The organism is Streptomyces flavalbus (assembly GCF_042674625.1).
In the GTDB taxonomy this organism is placed as follows: domain Bacteria; phylum Actinomycetota; class Actinomycetes; order Streptomycetales; family Streptomycetaceae; genus Streptomyces; species Streptomyces flavalbus.
The window spans coordinates 3,094,831-3,114,702 of sequence record NZ_JBHTEB010000001.1 but is presented as its reverse complement, the minus strand read 5'-3'; the positions used below and the strand labels follow the sequence as shown (position 1 = coordinate 3,114,702).

Here is a 19,872-nt window from a genome sequence, read left to right as displayed (position 1 = left end):
CAACGCAAGAAGAACACGGGAGTAACAACATGAACCGCAGTGAGCTGGTGGCCGCGCTGGCCGAACGCGCCGAGGTGACCCGCAAGGACGCCGACGCCGTGCTGGCCGCGTTCGCCGACGTCGTCGGCGATGTCGTCGCCAAGGGCGACGAGAAGGTCACCATCCCCGGCTTCCTGACCTTCGAGCGCACCCACCGTGCCGCTCGCACCGCCCGCAACCCGCAGACCGGCGAGCCGATCCAGATTCCGGCCGGTTACAGCGTGAAGGTGTCCGCGGGCTCCAAGCTCAAGGAAGCCGCCAAGGGCAAGTAAGTCAACCGGGCCCCCGCTGGGGCCCCAGTGACGCCGAATGGGGCGGCCCCCACGTGGGGGCCGCCCCATTCGGCGTTGCGACAACCGGCGAACTCAGCCGAGCACCTTGCCGGGGAGTCAGCCGAGCACCTTGCCGGGGAGTTCCACCTTCGCGCCCAGCTCCACCAGCTTCTCCATGAAGTTCTCGTAGCCCCGGTTGATCAGGTCGATGCCGTGGACGCGGGACGTGCCCTGGGCCGCGAGGGCGGCGATGAGGTAGGAGAAGCCGCCGCGGAGGTCGGGGATGACCAGGTCGGCGCCCTGGAGGCGGGTGGGCCCGGAGACGACGGCGGAGTGCAGGAAGTTGCGCTGGCCGAAGCGGCAGTGGGAGCCGCCGAGGCACTCGCGGTAGAGCTGGATGTGGGCGCCCATCTGGTTGAGGGCGGAGGTGAAGCCGAGCCGGGACTCGTACACCGTCTCGTGGATGATCGACAGGCCCGTGGCCTGGGTGAGGGCGACGACCAGCGGCTGCTGCCAGTCCGTCTGGAAGCCGGGGTGGACGTCCGTCTCCAGCGCGATGGACTTGAGCTGGCCGCCGGGGTGCCAGAAGCGGATGCCCTCGTCGTCGATCTCGAACGCGCCGCCGACCTTGCGGTAGGTGTTGAGGAACGTCATCATCGACCGCTGCTGCGCGCCCCGGACGTAGATGTCGCCCTCGGTCGCGAGCGCCGCGGACGCCCAGGAGGCGGCCTCCAGCCGGTCCGAGAGGGCGCGGTGGGTGTAGCCGCCGAGCTTGTCCACACCGGTGATGCGGATGGTGCGGTCGGTGTCCATCGCGATGATGGCGCCCATCTTCTGCAGGACGCAGATCAGGTCCTCGATTTCCGGCTCCACCGCGGCGTTGGACAGCTCCGTGACGCCCTCCGCGAGCACCGCCGTCAACAGCACCTGCTCGGTCGCGCCCACGGACGGGTACGGCAGCCGGATCTTGGTGCCGCGCAGCCGCTGCGGCGCCTCCAGGTACTGCCCGTCGGCCCGCTTCTCGATGGTCGCGCCGAACTGCCGCAGCACGTCGAAGTGGAAGTCGATGGGCCGCCCGCCGATGTCGCAGCCGCCGAGGCCGGGGATGAAGGCGTGCCCGAGGCGGTGCAGCAGCGGCCCGCAGAACAGGATCGGGATGCGCGAGGAACCCGCGTGGGCATCGATGTCAGCGACGTTCGCGCTCTCCACGTGCGTCGGGTCGAGCACCAGCTCGCCCGGCTCCTCACCCGGACGGACCGTCACCCCGTGCAACTGGAGCAGCCCGCGTACGACGCGTACGTCACGGATGTCCGGAACGTTGCGCAGCCGACTCGGCGCGCCGCCCAGCAGGGCGGCGACCATGGCCTTCGGCACGAGGTTCTTCGCACCGCGGACCCGGATCTCGCCCTCCAGCGGGGTTCCGCCGTGGACAAGCAGTACGTCATCAGCGCCGTTGACGGTCATGAATCTCGCGTTCCGTTGCAGTGGGGCAGGGGCCGGAGAGACAGAGTAATCGCCGCCGACCCCCCTCCCGTAAGCCTGAGCGAGACCCAGCCACGTCATAGGTCTGTCACAGTCGGCGACCCGGCACGCAGCGCTCCCGGCCGGGCACGCGCGGTCACCGCGGCGGGTGTGCGCGTGGGACGCTCCCGTGCGCCCTGAGCTGCGTTCACCGGCGTTGCCCGATTGGTTCCCCAGACCCGGGGAAGATGCGGGATCATGTCAGGCATGACCGAGGTGTCCTCGCTCACAGGGCGGCTGCTCGTGGCCACGCCCGCCCTGGCGGACCCGAACTTCGACCGCGCGGTGGTGCTGCTCCTCGACCACGACGAGGAGGGCTCGCTCGGTGTCGTCCTCAACCGTCCGACGCCGGTCGACGTGGGCGACATCCTGGAGGGCTGGGCGGACCTCACCGGCGAGCCCGGCGTGGTCTTCCAGGGCGGCCCGGTGCAGCTCGACTCGGCCCTCGGGGTCGCCGTCATCCCGGGCGAGGCGTCCGGGGAGCGGGCGCCGCTGGGCTGGCGCCGGGTGCACGGCGCGATCGGCCTGGTCGACCTGGAGGCGCCGCCGGAGCTGCTGGCCTCGGCGGTCGGCAGCCTGCGGATCTTCGCCGGGTACGCGGGCTGGGGCCCGGGCCAACTGGAGGACGAACTGGTGGACGGCGCCTGGTACGTCGTCGAGTCCGAACCCGGCGACGTGTCGTCCCCGTGGCCGGAGCGGCTGTGGCGCGAGGTGCTGCGGCGGCAGCGCAGCGAACTGGCGATGGTGGCCACGTATCCGGACGACCCATCGCTCAACTGAACCGGGCTGCCTTCAGTACCCTAGGTTCCTATGAGCACTCTCGAGCCCGAGCGCGGGACTGGTACGGGGACCCTCGTCGAACCGACGCCGCAGACCTCTCACGGCGACGGCGACCACGAGCGCTTCGCCCACTACGTCCAGAAGGACAAGATCATGGCGAGCGCGCTGGACGGCACGCCCGTCGTGGCGCTGTGCGGCAAGGTCTGGGTGCCGGGCCGTGACCCGAAGAAGTACCCCGTGTGCCCCATGTGCAAGGAGATCTACGAGTCCATGGGCGCCGGTGGCGACGACGGCAAGGGCGGCGACAAGAAGTAGGGCTCGGCTGACCTGAGGGCAGGCCCCCGGCAGGCGCGTGGACGCGCGCCTCCCGGGGGCCTGCGCGCGTTTTGGCGCCGTATGCGGGGTGTGGCGTTGCACGGAGTGCGTCCGCCGGTCACAGAGTGGTTGAGACCTCTTGTCGGCGTGTTCATGAAGTCCATAGCCTCCCAGTGTTGTGCACAGCGAAACCCCCGTTGCACATGCTGCAACGCCTTGCCTGCACTCTCCTCGGAGGAGCACCGCATGAAGCTGTCCGTCCGACTCGCCGCCCTCCTCACCCCCGCCCTCCTGCTCGCCGCCGCCTGCGCCCCGCAGACCTCCGACAACTCCGCCTCCGACAAGGACGAGCAGACCGGCACCCTGCGCGTCTGGCTCTTCCAGGAGGTCAACAACGCGCCCAAGGAGAAGGTTGTCGACGCCGTCCTCGCCGAGTTCGAGGAGGCGCACGACGACACCGAGGTCAGCGTCGAGTACATCCCCGTGGAGACCCGCGCCCAGCGCATCAAAGCCGCCTTCAACGACCCCCAGAGCGCGCCCGACCTGATCGAGTACGGCAACACCGACACCGCCGGTTACGTCAAGGACGGCGGACTCGCGGACGTCACCGCCGAGTTCACCGACTGGGACGCGGCCAAGGACACCGACCCCACCGCGAAGCAGTCGGTCACCGTCGACGGCAAGGTCTACGGCGTCCCGTACTTCGTCGGCGTACGGGCGCTGTACTACCGCACCGACGTCTTCGACGAACTCGGCCTCAAGCCGCCGACCTCACAGGCCGAGCTGATCGCCACCGCCAAGGAGATCCGGGCCGCCAGGCCCGAGCTGTACGGCCTCGCGGTCGGCGGCGCCTACACCTACGGCGCCATGCCGTTCATCTGGGCGCACGGCGGCGAACTCGCCACCGGCAAGGGCGGCTCGTACGCCTCCGCCATCGACAGCGCCGCCGCCCGCGAGGGCATCGAGGCGTACACCTCGCTCTTCGGCGACGACAACTGCCCCGCCGCCAAGTGCGCGGGCTGGGGCGGCAACGACACCGTCACGGCGTTCGCCTCCGGCAAGGCGGGCATGGCGATCGGCGGCGACTTCAGCCACCAGGCCGTGGAGGCGGGCGAGGTCAAGGGCAGGTACGCCGTCGTACCGCTGCCGGGCGTCGAGTCCGGGTCGATCGCCCCGGCGTTCGCGGGCGGCAACAACCTCGGGGTGCTGAGGAGCACCTCGCACCGCACCCTCGCCGTCGACCTGATGAAGCGGCTGGCGTCCAAGGAGGCCCAGGGGCAGCTCTTCCAGGAGATGGGCTTCCTGCCGACCTTCACCGACGTACGGCAGGAGGCGGTGGCGAAGGACCCGTTCGTCGAGCCGTTCGTCGAGACGCTGGCCGCCGGGACCGAGTTCGTGCCCGCCTCGCCCGCGTGGGCGCAGATCGACGCCTCCCTCGTGCTGCCGACGATGTTCCAGGAGGTCGTCAGCGGCAAGAAGGACGTGGCGACCGCGTCCAAGGACGCCGCGAAGAAGATGAACGACGCCTTCGGGTCCATGGGTTGAGCCGGTGGCCCAGCACAGCACGAAGACCCCCTGGCTCTATCTGGCCCCGGCGCTCGTCGTCGTCGCCGGGCTGCTGGTCTACCCCGTCTACCAACTCGGCCTGATCTCCTTCCTGGAGTACACCCAGGCCCAGGTCAGCGGCGGCGAACCGACCAGCTTCCGGGGCCTGGACAACTACGCCGAACTCTTCGGCGACGAACAGTTCTGGCAGGTCCTGCTGGCCACCGTGGTCTTCGCGGCGGCCTGCGTGGTCTCCACCCTGGCCGTCGGCTGCGCGCTCGCCGTGCTGCTCACACGGGTGCGCGCCCTGCCCCGGCTGGCGCTGACGCTGGCCGCGCTGGGTGCCTGGGCGACCCCGGCGGTCACCGGCTCCACGGTGTGGCTGTTCCTGTTCGACCCCGACTTCGGGCCCGTCAACCGGGTCCTCGGACTGGGCGACCACTCCTGGACGTACGGCCGGATCAGCGCGTTCTTCCTCGTCCTGCTGGAAGTCGTCTGGTGCTCCTTCCCGTTCGTGATGGTCACCGTCTACGCCGGTATCCGCGCCGTCCCGTCCGAGGTGCTGGAGGCCGCCGCGCTCGACGGGGCCTCGCAGTGGCGGATCTGGCGCTCGGTGCTGGCGCCGATGCTCCGGCCGATCCTGGTGATCGTCACCATCCAGTCGGTGATCTGGGACTTCAAGGTCTTCACCCAGATCTACGTGATGACGGGCGGCGGCGGCATCGCGGGCCAGAACCTCGTCCTGAACGTCTACGCCTACCAGAAGGCCTTCGCGTCCTCGCAGTACAGCCTGGGCTCGGCGATCGGCGTGGTGATGCTGCTCGTGCTGCTCGCGGTGACGCTGGTGTACCTGCGGCTGCTGCGCCGACAAGGGGAGGAACTGTGAGCCAGGGGGACATGCCGTGAATCTCGTACGCCGTCCCTGGCGGCTGCTGGCCGAGACGACCGCGCTGCTGGTCGCCGCGGTGGTCGCCTTCCCGCTGTACTGGATGGTCCTCGGCGCGTTCAGACCGACCGGGGAGATCGAGTCGACCGAGCCGCGGCCGTGGACGCTCGCGCCCTCCCTGGATTCCTTCCGGCGCGTCTTCGGACAGCAGGAATTCGGCCGGTACTTCCTCAACAGCGTCATCGTCGCGGGGACCGTGGTGATCGCCTCCGCGCTCATCGCGTTTCTCGCCGCGACCGCCGTGACACGATTCCGCTTCCGCTTCCGGACCACCCTGCTGATCATGTTTCTGGTGGCCCAGATGGTGCCGGTGGAGGCGCTGACGATCCCGCTGTTCTTCCTCATGCGGGACTTCGGCCAGCTGAACACCCTGGGCTCGCTGATCCTGCCGCACATCGCCTTCTCGCTGCCCTTCGCGATCTGGATGCTGCGGGGGTTCGTGAAAGCCGTCCCGGAGGCGCTGGAGGAGGCCGCGTACATCGACGGGGCGAGCCGGTCGCGATTCCTGTGGCAGATCCTTTTCCCGCTGGTCTTCCCCGGGTTGGTGGCCACCAGCGTGTTTTCCTTCATCTCGGCCTGGAACGACTTCCTGTTCGCCAAGTCGTTCATCATCAGTGACACCTCGCAGTCGACGCTGCCGATGGCCCTGCTCGTCTTCTACAAGCCCGACGAGCCGGACTGGGGCGGGGTCATGGCGGCCTCCACGGTGATGACGATTCCCGTACTGATCTTCTTCGTGCTCGTGCAGCGACGACTGGTGTCGGGGCTGGGCGGAGCGGTTAAGGACTGACGTGACCTCATCGACTGAACTCCTCCCGGTGCCCCGCGGCGTCGTCGCCGGTTCCGGCGAGGTACGGCTGACAGAGCACTCCCAGCTCTACGCCGACACCGCCACGCGCGGCGTCGGCCACTGGCTCCGCACCGCCCTGTGGCAGGCCACCGGCCTGCCGTTGCCGGAAGGACGGGAGCTGGACGACACCGAGGCCGACGGCATCGGGCTCCAGCTCGACCCCGCGCTCGGCCCCGAGGAGTACCGCCTCGTCAGCGACCACAGCGGCGTCCTCATCGAGGGCGGCAGCGCCGCCGGGGTCTTCTGGGGCGCCCAGACGCTGCGCCAACTCCTGGGCCCCGACGCCTACCGCAGGGCGCCGCTCGACGCCGACCGCGCCTGGACGGTGCCGCACGTCACCATCGAGGACGCCCCCCGCTTCCGCTGGCGCGGCCTCATGCTCGACGTCGCCCGGCACTTCATGCCGAAGGAAGGCGTCCTGCGCTACCTGGACCTGATGGCCGCGCACAAACTCAACGTCTTCCACTTCCATCTGACCGACGACCAGGGCTGGCGGATCGAGATCCGGAAGTACCCCCGGCTGACCGAGGTCGGCTCCTGGCGGACGCGGACGAAATTCGGTCACCGGGCCTCACCGCTGTGGGACGAGAAGCCACACGGTGGCTACTACACCCAGGACGACATCCGGGAGATCGTCGCCTACGCCGCCGCCCGGCATATCACCGTCGTCCCGGAAATCGACGTACCCGGGCACTCGCAGGCCGCCATCGCCGCGTATCCGGAACTCGGCAACACCGACGTCATTGACACCACCGCCCTCTCCGTCTGGGACAACTGGGGGATCTCTCCCAACGTACTGGCCCCCACTGACAACACCCTGCGCTTCTACGAGGGGGTGTTCGAGGAAGTCCTCGACCTGTTCCCCTCGCGGTTCGTCCACGTCGGCGGCGACGAATGCCCGAAAGACCAGTGGAAGGCGTCCCCGGCGGCGCGGGCGCGCATCGCGGAACTCGGCCTGGGGGACGAGGACGGGCTCCAGTCCTGGTTCATCGCCCACTTCGACAAGTGGTTCTCCGCGCGCGGGCGTCGGCTCATCGGCTGGGACGAGATCCTGGAGGGCGGGCTCGCGCCCGGCGCCACGGTGTCGTCCTGGCGCGGCTACGCGGGCGGGATCGCCGCCGCGCGGGCCGGGCACGACGTGGTGATGTGCCCCGAGCAGCAGGTCTACCTCGACCACCGGCAGGCCCCCGGCGACGACGAACCCGTCCCGATCGGCTTCGTGCGCACCCTGGAGGACGTCTACCGCTTCGAACCCGTCCCGCCGCAGCTCGACGCGGAGCAGGCCCGCCATGTGCTGGGCACCCAGGCCAACCTCTGGACGGAGGTGATGGAGGACCACGCGCGCGTGGACTACCAGGCGTTCCCGCGGCTCGCCGCCTTCGCCGAGGTCGCCTGGAGCGCGCTGCCCGCCCCCGCGGAACGGGACTTCGCCGGGTTCGAGCGGCGGATGGCCGGGCACTACCGGCGACTTGACGCGCTCGGCGTCGCCTACCGGCCGCCCACCGGACCACGGCCGTGGCAGCGGCGGCCGGGCGTGCTCGGGCGCCCGATCGACGGGCCGCCGCCGAACCGGTGACGGCGTGGAACGTCCGTAGCGCGACCGGAGAACGTCCGGAGAACGTCCGGAGAACGCCCGGAGAAAGGAAAAATCCGTCAGGGTCACCGAAGAGTGGGCAATTCGAGCGGACCGGTGATGCCCGTCCAAAACGGACCATCTCCCTGGTGAGGTGGGCGAATGCCTCCTAGCGGACCCCCGTCTTCGGCACTCACGAAGATGTGCCAGAGTTGCCACGTCCGCCCTGTCAGCACGTACCGTACGGCAGCACAGGCGGGACCAGCTGGGACCAGGTGGGGCAGCGGGAAGGGGCAGCCGGTTTGACCACGCACGCACCGCAGGCGGCGCAGGCCGTCACGCTGCCGACGACGCTGGACGAGGCCGTGGCGGCGCTCACCGCGACGCCCGCCGCCGTGCCCGTGGCCGGTGGCACCGACCTCATGACCGCCGTGAACTCCGGGCGGCTGCGCCCGGCCGCGCTGGTCGGCCTCGGCCGGATCAGCGAGATCCGCGGCTGGCAATACCAGGACGGACACGCGCTGCTCGGCGCGGGCCTCACGCACGCGCGGATGGGCCGCCCCGACTTCGCCGCGCTCATCCCGGCGCTCGCCGCCGCCGCCCGCGCCGCGGGCCCCCCGCACATCCGCAACGCGGGCACCCTCGGCGGCAACATCGCCTCCGCCGCGCCCACCGGCGACGCGCTGCCGGTGCTGGCCGCCCTGGAGGCGACGCTGATCATCGCCGGGCCCGGCGGGACGCGCCGGGAGATCCCGGTGTCGCACCTGCTGGCCGGGGTGGACATGCTCCGCGCGGGCGAACTCATCGGCTACGTGCGCGTGCCGCTGCTGCACGCCCCGCAGGTCTTCGTGAAGGCCACCGGACGCACCGGCCCCGGCCGCGCGGTCGGCTCCGTCGCGCTCGTCCTCGACCCGGCCCGGCGCGGGGTGCGCTGCGCGGTGGGCGCCATAGCGCCGATGCCGCTGCGCCCCCTGGACGCCGAGCAGTGGGTCGCCCAGCTCATCGACTGGGACAACAACCGCGCGCTCGTCCCCGACGCCCTCAGCGCCTTCGGCGAGTACGTCGCCGCGGCCTGCATCCCCGACCCGGCCCCCGCCGAGGACGGCACCGTGGAGCCGCTGCCGCCCGCCGTACTGCACCTGCGGCGCACCGTCGCCGCGCTGGCCCGACGAGCACTGGGGAGGGCACTGTCGTGACCGACGACCAGCACGGAGACGACCGGCACGCCGGGGGCGCCCCCCAGGGCGGCGGTCGCTGGGACCCGCTGCCCCAGGGCGAGTACGACGACGGCGCCACCGCCTTCGTGCAGCTCCCCGAGGGCGGCGTCGACGCGCTCCTCGCCGCCCACGCGGCCAACCCCTCCGACACCCCGCTCGCCGCGCCCGGCCACGGCTACGTGCCCCCGCCGATCACGGTGACGCCCACCGACCCCGCCGCCACCGACCCGTCGGCCACCGGCCACTGGGCGGTGCCGGGGGCGCCCACGGGCGGCGCGCGGTGGCCCGAAGCGGGCGCGGAGCGGCCGGAGGGCGCTCCCTACGGCACGGCCGGGGACGACCGGTTCACCCACCAGCCCCAGGCGACCGGGCAGTGGACCTATGACGGGGCCCCCGAGGCGGCTGCCGCCGCGCCGGGCCAGGACGTCACCGGGCAGTGGTCGATCCCCGTCGCGGGCGGTGACCTGCCGGACGAGTCGGGCGAGTTCGCCTCGTCCGCGCTGGTCGAGCAGTGGGGCGGCGGCGCCCCACCGGCCACCCTTCCGGGCGGCGCCGCCGCGCCCTGGGCGAACCCCGACGACACCTACGGCGGTCAGCCGCCGACCGAGCCCGCGTACGAGTCCGGGCAGCCCTTCGCCCCCGAGCCCGCCGGTGGGACGGCTGAGGCGTCGGCCGCGGGGCCCGCTCCCGGGGCCGAGGAGGGGCCTGAGGCGGCTCCTGGGCCCGCCGGGGCCGAGCCGGGCGCCGGAGCCGCGGAAGAGCCGGAGAACGCCGCTGAGGCGCCTGTGGAGCCCGCGCCGGAGGCGGCCGACGGCGACCAGGGCGACCAGGGCGACCAGGAGAGCGAGCCGGGCCAGGACACCACCCCCGGGACGCCCGACGCCGCCGCCCGGGACAGCGCGCCCACGCTCCCCCACGAGGAGCACCCCCTCGCCTCGTACACCCTCCGCGTCAACGGCGCCGAACGGCCCGTGAGGGACGCCTGGATCGGTGAGTCGCTGCTGTACGTGCTGCGCGAGCGGCTCGGCCTCGCGGGCGCCAAGGACGGCTGCTCGCAGGGCGAGTGCGGCGCCTGCAACGTCCAGGTCGACGGACGGCTCGTCGCCTCCTGCCTGGTGCCCGCGGTCACCGCGGCGGGCAGCGAGGTGCGCACCGTGGAGGGTCTCGCCGTCGACGGGCAGCCCTCGGACGTGCAGCGGGCCCTCGCCCGGTGCGGCGCCGTGCAGTGCGGCTTCTGCGTGCCGGGCATGGCGATGACCGTGCACGACCTGCTGGAGGGCAACCCGGCGCCGACCGAGCTGGAGACCCGGCAGGCGCTCTGCGGCAACCTGTGCCGCTGCTCGGGCTACCGGGGCGTCCTGGACGCCGTCAAGGAGGTCGTCGCCGAGCGGGAGGCGCACGCGTCCGACGCCGAGGGGCACGACGGCCACGACGGGCACGACGCCGAGGAGGCCCGTATCCCGCACCAGGCGGGTCCGGGCGCCGGAGGCGTGCACCCGGCCGCGTTCGACTCGCCGGGCGGGCCCGGCCCCCATGACCAGCAGCCGTACGGAAACGGACAGGACGGAGGCCAGGCGTGAGCAACGAAGCCGCCACCGCGACCGCCGCCGCGCAGACCGCCCCCGCGCCGGAGCCGATCCCGCACGGCCTCGGCGCCTCCCTGCCGCCCGCCGACGCCCGCGCCAAGACCGAGGGCACCTTCCCGTACGCGGCCGACCTGTGGGCCGAGGGCCTGCTGTGGGCGGCGGTGCTGCGCTCACCGCACCCGCACGCGCGCATCACGTCCATCGACACCACCCACGCGCGCGAGATGCCCGGCGTACGCGCCGTCGTCACCCACGAGGACGTGCCCGGCACCCCGCTGTACGGGCGCGGCCGGGCCGACCGCCCCGTCTTCGCCTCCGACGTCGTACGCCACCACGGCGAGCCCATCGCCGCCGTCGCCGCCGACCACCCGGACACCGCGCGGATGGCCGCCGCCGCCGTCATCGTCGAGTACGAGGTGCTCGACCCGGTGACCGACCCCGAGCAGGCGTTCGAGGCGGAGCCGCTGCACCCGGACGGCAACCTGATCCGGCACATCCCGCTGCGGCACGGCGACCCGGAGGCGGCCGGTGAGGTCGTCGTCGAGGGCCTGTACCGCATCGGCCGCCAGGACCCCGCCCCCATCGGCGCCGAGGCCGGTCTCGCGGTGCCCCGCCCGGACGGCGGCGTGGAGCTGTACCTGGCCTCCACCGACCCGCACACCGACCGGGACACGGCCGCCGCCGCCTTCGGCCTGGAACCCGAGCGCGTCAAGATCGTCGTCACCGGGGTGCCAGGCGCCACCGCCGACCGCGAGGACCAGGGCTTCCAGCTCCCGCTCGGCCTGCTCGCGCTGAAGACCGGCTGCCCGGTCAAACTGACCGCCACGCGCGAGGAGTCCTTCCTCGGCCACGTGCACCGCCACCCCACCCTGCTGCGCTACCGCCACCACGCGGACGCCGAGGGCAGGCTGGTGAAGGTGGAGGCACAGATCCTGCTGGACGCGGGCGCCTACGCCGACACGTCGTCGGACGCGCTGGCCGCCGCGGTCGCCTTCGCCTGCGGCCCGTACGTCGTCCCGAACGCGTTCATCGAGGGCTGGGCGGTCCGCACCAACAACCCGCCGTCGGGCCATGTGCGCGGCGAGGGCGCGATGCAGGTCTGCGCCGCCTACGAGGCGCAGATGGACAAGCTCGCCAAGAAGCTCGGCGTCGACCCGGCGGAGCTGCGGCTGCGCAACGTCATGGCGACCGGCGACCTGCTGCCCACCGGGCAGACGGTGACCTGCCCCGCACCGGTCGCCGAACTCCTCCAGGCGGTCCGTGACTTCCCGCTCCCGCCGCTGCCGAAGGACACCCCCGAGGACGAGTGGCTGCTGCCCGGCGGCCCCGAGGGCGCCGGTGACCCGGGCGCGGTGCGGCGGGGCGTGGGCTACGGCGTCGGGATGGTGCACATGCTCGGCGCGGAGGGCGCCGACGAGGTGTCGACGGCGACCGTGAAGGTCCAGGACGGCGTGGCGACCGTGCTGTGCGCCGCCGTGGAGACCGGCCAGGGCTTCACCACCCTCGCCCGGCAGATCGTGCAGGAGACCCTCGGCGTCGACGAGGTGCACGTGGCGCCCGTCGACACCGACCAGCCCCCGGCCGGGGCGGGCTGCCGTGGCCGTCACACCTGGGTGTCGGGCGGGGCGGTGGAGCGCGCGGCGAAGATGGTCCGCACCCAGCTCCTCCAGCCGCTGGCCCACAAGTTCGGCATGTCCACGGAGCTGCTCCAGATCACCGACGGCAAGATCACCTCGTACGACGGCGTCCTGTCGACGACCGTCGCCGAGGAACTCGCGGGCAAGGAGCTGTGGGCGACCGCGCAGTGCCGTCCGCACCCGACCGAGCCGCTGGACGCGACGGGACAGGGTGACGCCTTCGTCGGGATGGCGTACTGCGCGATCCGCGCCGTGGTGGACGTGGACATCGAGATCGGCTCGGTACGGGTCGTGGAGCTGGCCGTCGCCCAGGACGTCGGCCGGGTGCTCAACCCGGCGCAGCTCGCGGCGCGGATCGAGGCGGGCGTCACCCAGGGCGTGGGCATCGCGCTCACCGAGAACCTGCGCACGCCGCGGGGCGTGGTCCGGCACCCGGACCTCACCGGGTACGCGCTGCCGACGGCGCTGGACGCCCCGGACATCAGGATCGTGAAGCTGGTCGAGGAGCGGGACGTGGTCGCGCCGTTCGGCGCCAAGGCGGTCAGCGCGGTGCCGGTGGTGGCGTCCCCGGCGGCGGTCGCCTCGGCGGTGCGGGCGGCGACCGGGCGGCCGGTGAACCGGCTCCCGATCCGGCCGCAGGCGGCGGTGGTGACGGACCGCTAGCGGCCAAGGACCCGGCTGTTTTCGCAGGTCGGGGCCGTTGTCAGTGGGGCCGCGTAGTGTTCTGGGCAGTGGGGCGAGGCGGTGCGACGGGCCGCCGGATGACCGCTGGACCGACCATGCGCGGGGGAGCCATGAGCACGACTGACACCGATGTCGCGACGATCACCTTCACCGAGGCCGACCTCGACCGGTACGCCGCGTACCTCACGCACGCGCCGACGCGCCGCTGGCTGACCGGACCCGGACTGCCGGGCGGCGGTGACCTGTTCACCTTCGAGGCGCTGCGCCGCGACGGGCTGCGCACGGTGGCGGACTCCACGGACGACACCGGCGACGGGCTGGCGGCGGAGCTGCGGGACCAGTTGGTCATAGGGGCGGTCCGCGGCGTCGGCGGCCTGGAGGGGGAGTCGGTCCTGCTCGACGGCGCGACGGGCGAGGTCTCGACGACGTACTTCCTGCACGACCGCCCCGACCTGATGGAGGCCAGCCCGCTGGCGCCGTCGCTGCGACTGCTGGTCCGCTTCGCGGCGGCGACGGACGAACTGGCGGCACTGCGCGGCCAGTTCGCCTCCTACGCGGGCCGGTACGGCCAGCAGGTGGCGGCGGACGCGGCCCGGCGACTGCTGACGGTGTTCGAGGAGGGAATGCGGGAGGCGGCCGGGGCGGACGCGGAGACCGGGGAAGACGAGGAGATCACGCCGCTGTTCTGGCGGATCGCGGCGGTGATCCGCCCGCTGGCCCTGGTCGCGGGCCGGAGCACCAGGTCGGGGCTCGCGGTGGACCTGCCCGCCCGGCTGCTGGAGGAGGAGTTCGGCGCCGGAGGGGTGGTCCGCTTCGAGGACGTGGACTTCCCGGCCGCGCTGGTCCACGAGCCGACCCGCCGCTTCCTGCGCGAGGTGGGGCTGCCGGAGGACGGCGTCTGGTTCGGCCTGGACACCGACGTGCCGCTGCCCACGCTGGCCCAGCACTGCGCGGACGAACGGGAGAGCGTCTTCCGCACGGCCGACGCGCCCGCCCGCGACCGCCTCCCCGAGGGCGCCCACCGGCTGATACGCCTCGGTCACCTCCTGGAGGACACCAGCCTGGTCGTCGACGGCGCCACGGGCGCGGTGTGCGCGTGGAGCGAGGCCGAGACGGTACTGCGCCCGCTGAACACGGACGTCTCCACGCTCGCGTTCACCCTGTGGCTGATCCACCGCGCGAGGTCCCTCGACGCCGAGTACGACCTGACCGACGCCTACGAGCACCTCGCCACCGCCATGTCCCGCACCCTGGCCGCGGTCGACCCGCTCGCCGTCGACCCGACCCCGCGGACCCCGGACGACGACGGCTGGCGCTACTGGCCGGAGATGTTCGAGGACGAGGCGGGGGGTGGCCTGTGCGCATAGCCGGGGCGCGAGGGGCTCGGGGGGTGCGAGGGCCCGGAGGGTCGTAGGACCAAGGTCGGGGTCCCACCCCGACTCCTGACAGCAGTCAAACGGCACTGTGACCCTTACGCTGTCCGCCATGACCAAGCTGGAGCCGCGCGACGACGCCGTCACCGACGCCTCAAGGGGCAGCCTCCCCGGCGGGCCCGATACCGCGACCGCGACCGTGCTGGGGCGGTCCTTCCGGGCGCTGAGCGTCGGGATCGTGTCCGTGGTGCTGCTGATCGCCTTCGAGGCGACGGCGGTGGGGACGGCGATGCCGGTGGCGGCCCGCGAGCTGGACGGGGTGTCGCTGTACGCCTTCGCGTTCTCGGCGTACTTCACCACCAGTCTGTTCGGGATGGTGCTCGCCGGTCAGTGGTCGGACCTGCGGGGCCCGCTCGCGCCGCTGACCTGCGGTATCGGCGCCTTCGCGGCCGGGCTGCTGCTGTCCGGCACGGCCGGTGCGATGTGGCAGTTCATCGTCGGGCGGGCGGTGCAGGGCCTCGGCGGCGGGCTGGTGATCGTCGCGCTGTACGTGGTCGTCAGCCGCGCCTACCCGGAGCGGCTGCGGCCCGCGATCATGGCGGGGTTCGCCGCGGCGTGGGTGCTGCCGTCCGTGCTGGGTCCGCTCGCCGCGGGCACGGTGACCGAACACCTCGGCTGGCGGTGGGTGTTCACCGGCATCCCGGTGCTGGTCGTGCTGCCGCTGGCGCTCGCCCTGCCGCAGATACGGCGCCGGGCGGCGGGCCCGGTCGACGGCACCGCACCGGGCTCCGGTGACCGGCGGCGGCGCATCCGGCTGGCGTTCGGCATCTCGGCGGGCGCGGGGCTGCTCCAGTACGCGGCGCAGGACCTGCGGTGGGCGTCCCTGCTCCCCGGCGCCCTCGGGCTGGCGCTGCTGGTGCCCGCGGCGCTGGGGCTGCTGCCGCGCGGCACCTGGCGGGCGGCGCGGGGGCTGCCGTCCGTGGTGCTGCTGCGCGGGGTCGCCGCCGGGTCGTTCATCGCGGCGGAGTCCTTCGTGCCGCTGATGCTGGTCACCCAGCGGGGGCTGACGCCGACGCTGGCGGGGCTGTCGCTGGCGGCGGGCGGGGCGACGTGGGCGCTGGGCTCCTGGGTGCAGTCCCGGCCTCGCCTTGAGCCGTACCGGGAGCGGCTGATGGTGTCCGGGATGGTGCTGGTGGCCGCCGCGATCGCCACGGCGCCGAGCGTGCTGATCGACGCCGTGCCGGTCTGGACGGTCGCCGTCGCCTGGGCCTTCGGCTGCCTCGGCATGGGCCTGGTGATCTCCTCGACCAGCGTCCTCCTGCTGAGCCTCTCCGCCCCCGAGGAGGCGGGCAGCAACTCCGCCGCCCTCCAGATCTCCGACGGCCTCTCCAACGTCCTCCTCCTGGCGACCGGCGGCGCCGCCTTCGCCACCCTGGGCGGCGGCACGGTGGCCCACACGACCACGGAAGCGGGCGGCACCTCCCACCCGACGGCCTTCGCGGCGGTCTTCCTGCCGATGGCGGCGGTGGCCCTGGCGGGGGCGTGGGTGGCGGGGAGGGTGCGGGGGCGGTGACCGCGGCGCCCCCACGCCTCCCCGGTACCTCCCGCGCCTCTGTGACCTCAGTCCCACCTGTCGGTGGTGTGGCGGCGTCCCCGGGTGGGGGGCGGTGCGGCGCCGGTAGGGTGGCCCGGTTGTCATACGTAGCCGAGCCGTTCGACCCCACCACGGAGACCGTGACTACCACCGCCGCCTCGACCTCCTCGCACTCCCACCATCTGTCGCCCGCCTTTCCGGGGCGTGCGCCCTGGGGTACCGCAAGCAAGCTGCGGGCCTGGCAGCAGGGGGCGATGGAGAAGTACCTCCAGGAGCAGCCGCGTGACTTCCTCGCGGTCGCCACGCCCGGCGCCGGGAAGACGACGTTCGCGCTGACGCTGGCGTCCTGGCTGCTGCACCACCACGTCGTGCAGCAGGTGACCGTGGTCGCGCCGACCGAGCACCTGAAGAAGCAGTGGGCGGAGGCGGCGGCCCGGATAGGGATCAGGCTCGACCCCGAGTACAGCGCGGGGCCGCTCGGCCGGGAGTACCACGGCGTCGCCGTCACCTACGCCGGTGTCGGCGTCCGCCCCATGCTGCACCGCAACCGCGTCGAGCAGCGCAAGACCCTCGTCATCCTCGACGAGATCCACCACGCCGGTGACAGCAAGTCCTGGGGCGAGGCGTGCCTGGAGGCGTTCGAGCCCGCCACCCGGCGCCTCGCCCTCACCGGTACGCCGTTCCGCTCCGACACCAACCCCATCCCCTTCGTCACCTACGAGGAGGGCGGCGACGGCATCCGGCGGTCCGCCGCCGACTACACCTACGGCTACGGCTCCGCCCTCGCCGACGGCGTCGTGCGGCCGGTCATCTTCATGTCCTACAGCGGCAACATGCGCTGGCGGACCAAGGCCGGGGACGAGATCGCCGCCCGGCTCGGCGAGCCCATGACCAAGGACGCCGTCAGCCAGGCCTGGCGCACCGCCCTCGACCCGCGCGGCGAGTGGATGCCCGCCGTGCTGCGCGCCGCCGACCAGCGGCTGACCGAGGTCCGCAAGGCCATCCCCGACGCGGGCGCCCTCGTCATCGCCTCCGACCAGGACTCCGCCCGCGCCTACGCCAAGCTGATCCGCGAGATCACCGGGCACGGGGCGACCGTCGTCCTCTCCGACGACACCGGCGCGTCCAAGCGGATCGACGAGTTCAGCGAGGGCGACGACCGGTGGATGGTCGCCGTCCGCATGGTGTCCGAGGGTGTCGACGTGCCCCGCCTCGCGGTCGGCGTGTACGCCACCACCATCTCCACGCCGCTGTTCTTCGCCCAGGCCGTCGGGCGTTTCGTACGGTCCCGGCGGCGCGGCGAGACCGCGTCCGTCTTCCTGCCGACCGTGCCCGACCTGCTGTCGTTCGCGGGCGAGATGGAGCGCGAGCGCGACCACGTCCTCGACAAGCCCAAGAAGGGCGGCGAGGAGGACCCGTACGCCGAGGAGGAGCGGCTCCTCAAGGAGGCCGAGCAGCAGAAGGACGAGGACACCGGCGACCAGGACATGCTGCCCTTCGAGGCGCTGGAGTCCGACGCCGTCTTCGACCGGGTGATGTACAACGGCGCCGAGTTCGGGATGCAGGCCCACCCCGGCAGCGAGGAGGAGCAGGACTACCTCGGCATCCCCGGACTGCTGGAGCCCGACCAGGTGCAGATGCTGCTCCAGAAGCGGCAGGCCCGGCAGATCGCGCACAGCCGCAAGAAGCCCGACAGCGAGGCCGACCTCGTCGAACTCCCCGCCGAGCGGCGGCCGGTGGTCACCCACAAGGAGCTGATGGAGCTGCGCCGCCAGCTCAACACCATGGTCGGGGCGTACGTCCACCAGAGCGGCAAGCCGCACGGCGTCATCCACACCGAGCTGCGCCGGGTCTGCGGGGGGCCGCCGAGCGCGGAGGCGACGGCCGGGCAACTGCGGCAGCGGATCGCCAAGGTGCAGGAGTGGGCCACGCGGATGCGGTGACGGCGGTTGCCGTGACGCCGGTTGCCGTGGCGCCGGACGTGGTGACTGCGGATGCCGTGGCCAGGGGTGTGCGTGGGGCGTCGTGCGCCGTGCGTATGCGGGCAAAAGGAAGGCAAAGGGATGCGGGTCGGGCGGGTATGTGCCCGGATTCTGGACGGAGCCTTCCGCTCAGCGAACCGCCTTCGCTAATGTCCCGCTACGCACACGCCCCGTGGCAGCGCCGCCGCGGAGCGCAGCCGTGAAGCGACTGGGCCCGGACCGGCCGGGCCGTCCGCCGATCGGCAGCCTCTGAAGCGCGTCGCCCACGGGACTCGGCGACGCATCCGCCGCGAGGGGCTGCCGACCTCACCACTGAAGGAGTGGGCGTCGTGACCGCGGAGACCTCCCAGACGCTCGATCGAGGACTGCGGGTCCTCAAGCTGCTGGCCGACACGGATCATGGGCTGACCGTCACCGAGCTGTCCAACAAACTCGGAGTGAACCGGACCGTCGTCTACCGGCTCCTCGCCACGCTGGAACAGCACGCGCTGGTACGGCGTGACCTGGGCGGGCGGGCGCGGGTGGGCCTCGGGGTGCTGGGGCTCGGGCGCCAGGTGCACCCGCTGGTACGGGAAGCCGCGTTGCCCGCGCTGCGGTCGCTGGCGGAGGACATCGGGGCGACCGCGCACCTGACGCTGGTGGACGGCTCCGACGCGTTGGCCGTCGCGGTCGTGGAGCCCACGTGGACGGACTACCACGTGGCGTACCGGGCCGGGTTCCGGCACGCGTTGGACCGGGGGGCGGCGGGGAAGGCGATCCTGTCGGCCCGGCAGAAGCCGTTCGGGGACCCGGGGTACACGTTGACGCACGGGGAGTTGGAGGCGGGGGCGAGCGGGGCCGCGGCGCCGTTGCTCGGGGTGACGGGGGTCGAGGGGAGTGTGGGGGTCGTGATGCTGGCGGACGCGGTGCCGGAGCGGGTGGGGCCGCGGGTGGTGGACGCGGCCAGGGAGGTCGCGGAGGCGTTGCGCTAGCCACGGCTGGGTGGCGCCGGGCTCCTGGTGCTGGCCGGGGGGCGTTCGCGCGGCCCGGCGCTGACGGGGTGCCGCTTCTTTGGGTCGGGAGCCGCCCTGCGGCACGACTGCCCGCAGCTAAGTAGCACGACTGCCCGCAGCTAAGTAGTAAGTCGCGCACGTTAGATTGAACCCGTGTTCTCTCGTCTCTCCCGGCCCTGGGCCGTCGTCGTCTGTGGTGTGCCGGTCGTGGGGTTGTTGGTGACCGTGCTGGCCGCGCCGTTGCCGTTCGCCGTGGCGCAGCCGGGGATGACCGCCGATGTGCTCGGTGCGAACAAGGGGACGCCGGTGATCACGATCTCCGGGGCGGACGTCCGGGACACCCGCGGTGAGCTGCGGATGACGACGATCGAGGCGACGAGCCCGGACACCCGGGTGAGGCTCGGCGACGTACTCGACGGGTGGTGGAGCACCGACCAGGCGGTCATGCCGAAGGACTCGGTGTACCCCAGCGGCGACAGCGTCAAGGAGATCGAGCGGCACAACACCGAGCAGATGCGGCAGTCGCAGGACGCGGCGACCGAGGCGGCTCTCTCCTACCTCAAGCTCACCGACGACGACGTCAAGGTCACCCTCAGGCTCGCCGACGTCGGCGGCCCCAGCGCCGGGCTGCTGTTCTCGCTCGGCATCGTCGACAAGCTGGACGGCGACGGCCACGGCGGCGACCTCACCGGCGGCCGGGTCATCGCCGGGACCGGCACCATCACCCCGGACGGCACCGTCGGCGCCGTGGGCGGTGTGGCGCTGAAGACGCAGGCCGCCCGCCGCGACGGCGCCACCGTCTTCCTGGTGCCGAAGGCCGAGTGCGCCGACGCGAAGTCGGAGCTGCCGAAGGGGCTGCGGCTGATCCCGGTGACCAGCCTTGAGGGCGCCGTGGAGTCACTCGCCGCCCTGGCGAACGGAAAGGGCTCCGTGCCGAGCTGCTGACCTCAGCGCATACGAGACCCC

Annotated in this window: 16 protein-coding genes; 15 read left to right on the top strand and 1 reads right to left on the bottom strand. The window is 72.7% G+C overall.

Annotated features, from left to right (window positions below; all coding sequences use genetic code 11):
• Window positions 1-29: 29 nt before the first annotated feature.
• Complete coding sequence (locus tag ACFQZ6_RS13910; RefSeq protein ID WP_210925055.1) at window positions 30-311, top strand: HU family DNA-binding protein; 282 nt, start codon at window positions 30-32, stop codon at window positions 309-311.
• A 117-nt stretch (window positions 312-428) separates the two neighbouring features.
• Here the strand turns inward: ACFQZ6_RS13910 and murA are convergent, their stop codons facing one another.
• A complete protein-coding gene (gene murA, locus ACFQZ6_RS13905; protein ID WP_381608169.1) occupies window positions 429-1,775 on the bottom strand; it encodes a UDP-N-acetylglucosamine 1-carboxyvinyltransferase in 1,347 nt (448 codons plus the stop codon).
• Window positions 1,776-2,039: 264 nt separating this feature from the next.
• On the opposite strand from murA, the gene ACFQZ6_RS13900 reads away from it, so the two are divergent.
• The 14 genes from ACFQZ6_RS13900 (at window position 2,040) to ACFQZ6_RS13835 (ending at window position 19,851) form a co-directional block, all read left to right on the top strand.
• On the top strand, window positions 2,040-2,612 hold the full coding sequence (locus tag ACFQZ6_RS13900; protein WP_381608167.1) for a YqgE/AlgH family protein: 573 nt from the start codon (window positions 2,040-2,042) through the stop codon (window positions 2,610-2,612).
• A 30-nt stretch (window positions 2,613-2,642) separates the two neighbouring features.
• Window positions 2,643-2,927: a DUF3039 domain-containing protein gene (locus tag ACFQZ6_RS13895; protein WP_381608165.1), complete on the top strand. Its 285-nt coding sequence runs from the start codon at window positions 2,643-2,645 to the stop codon at window positions 2,925-2,927.
• A gap of 246 nt (window positions 2,928-3,173) precedes the next feature.
• The gene (locus ACFQZ6_RS13890) at window positions 3,174-4,472 is read left to right on the top strand and encodes an extracellular solute-binding protein (protein WP_381608163.1); all 1,299 of its coding nucleotides are present in this window, start codon (window positions 3,174-3,176) and stop codon (window positions 4,470-4,472) included.
• 4 nt (window positions 4,473-4,476) lie between these two features.
• A complete protein-coding gene (locus ACFQZ6_RS13885; protein ID WP_381608161.1) occupies window positions 4,477-5,358 on the top strand; it encodes a carbohydrate ABC transporter permease in 882 nt (293 codons plus the stop codon).
• 16 nt (window positions 5,359-5,374) lie between these two features.
• Window positions 5,375-6,208, top strand: coding sequence for a carbohydrate ABC transporter permease (locus ACFQZ6_RS13880; RefSeq protein ID WP_381608158.1), 834 nt, complete (start codon window positions 5,375-5,377; stop codon window positions 6,206-6,208).
• A gap of 1 nt (window position 6,209) precedes the next feature.
• Window positions 6,210-7,844, top strand: a complete 1,635-nt coding sequence (locus tag ACFQZ6_RS13875) for a beta-N-acetylhexosaminidase (protein ID WP_381608156.1) — start codon at window positions 6,210-6,212, stop codon at window positions 7,842-7,844.
• 299 nt (window positions 7,845-8,143) lie between these two features.
• Window positions 8,144-9,037 (top strand): FAD binding domain-containing protein, encoded by an 894-nt coding sequence (locus tag ACFQZ6_RS13870; protein ID WP_381608154.1) that lies wholly within the window; start codon window positions 8,144-8,146, stop codon window positions 9,035-9,037.
• Complete coding sequence (locus ACFQZ6_RS13865; protein ID WP_381608152.1) at window positions 9,034-10,638, top strand: 2Fe-2S iron-sulfur cluster-binding protein; 1,605 nt, start codon at window positions 9,034-9,036, stop codon at window positions 10,636-10,638. The genes ACFQZ6_RS13870 and ACFQZ6_RS13865 overlap by 4 nt, the downstream gene beginning before the upstream one ends.
• Window positions 10,635-12,944: a xanthine dehydrogenase family protein molybdopterin-binding subunit gene (locus ACFQZ6_RS13860; protein ID WP_381608150.1), complete on the top strand. Its 2,310-nt coding sequence runs from the start codon at window positions 10,635-10,637 to the stop codon at window positions 12,942-12,944. Before ACFQZ6_RS13865 ends, ACFQZ6_RS13860 begins: the two co-directional genes overlap by 4 nt.
• A gap of 131 nt (window positions 12,945-13,075) precedes the next feature.
• On the top strand, window positions 13,076-14,332 hold the full coding sequence (locus ACFQZ6_RS13855; protein WP_381608148.1) for an SUKH-4 family immunity protein: 1,257 nt from the start codon (window positions 13,076-13,078) through the stop codon (window positions 14,330-14,332).
• 118 nt (window positions 14,333-14,450) lie between these two features.
• Window positions 14,451-15,911, top strand: a complete 1,461-nt coding sequence (locus ACFQZ6_RS13850; protein WP_381608146.1) for an MFS transporter — start codon at window positions 14,451-14,453, stop codon at window positions 15,909-15,911.
• 161 nt (window positions 15,912-16,072) lie between these two features.
• Entirely contained in the window at window positions 16,073-17,875 is a 1,803-nt protein-coding gene (locus ACFQZ6_RS13845) for a DEAD/DEAH box helicase (RefSeq protein ID WP_381608144.1), read from the top strand.
• 368 nt (window positions 17,876-18,243) lie between these two features.
• Window positions 18,244-18,885 carry an IclR family transcriptional regulator gene (locus ACFQZ6_RS13840; RefSeq protein WP_360212879.1) on the top strand — a complete coding sequence of 214 codons (642 nt, stop codon included), beginning with the start codon at window positions 18,244-18,246 and terminating at the stop codon, window positions 18,883-18,885.
• A 174-nt stretch (window positions 18,886-19,059) separates the two neighbouring features.
• Window positions 19,060-19,851, top strand: a complete 792-nt coding sequence (locus ACFQZ6_RS13835) for a S16 family serine protease (RefSeq protein WP_381608141.1) — start codon at window positions 19,060-19,062, stop codon at window positions 19,849-19,851.
• Window positions 19,852-19,872: the final 21 nt, after the last annotated feature.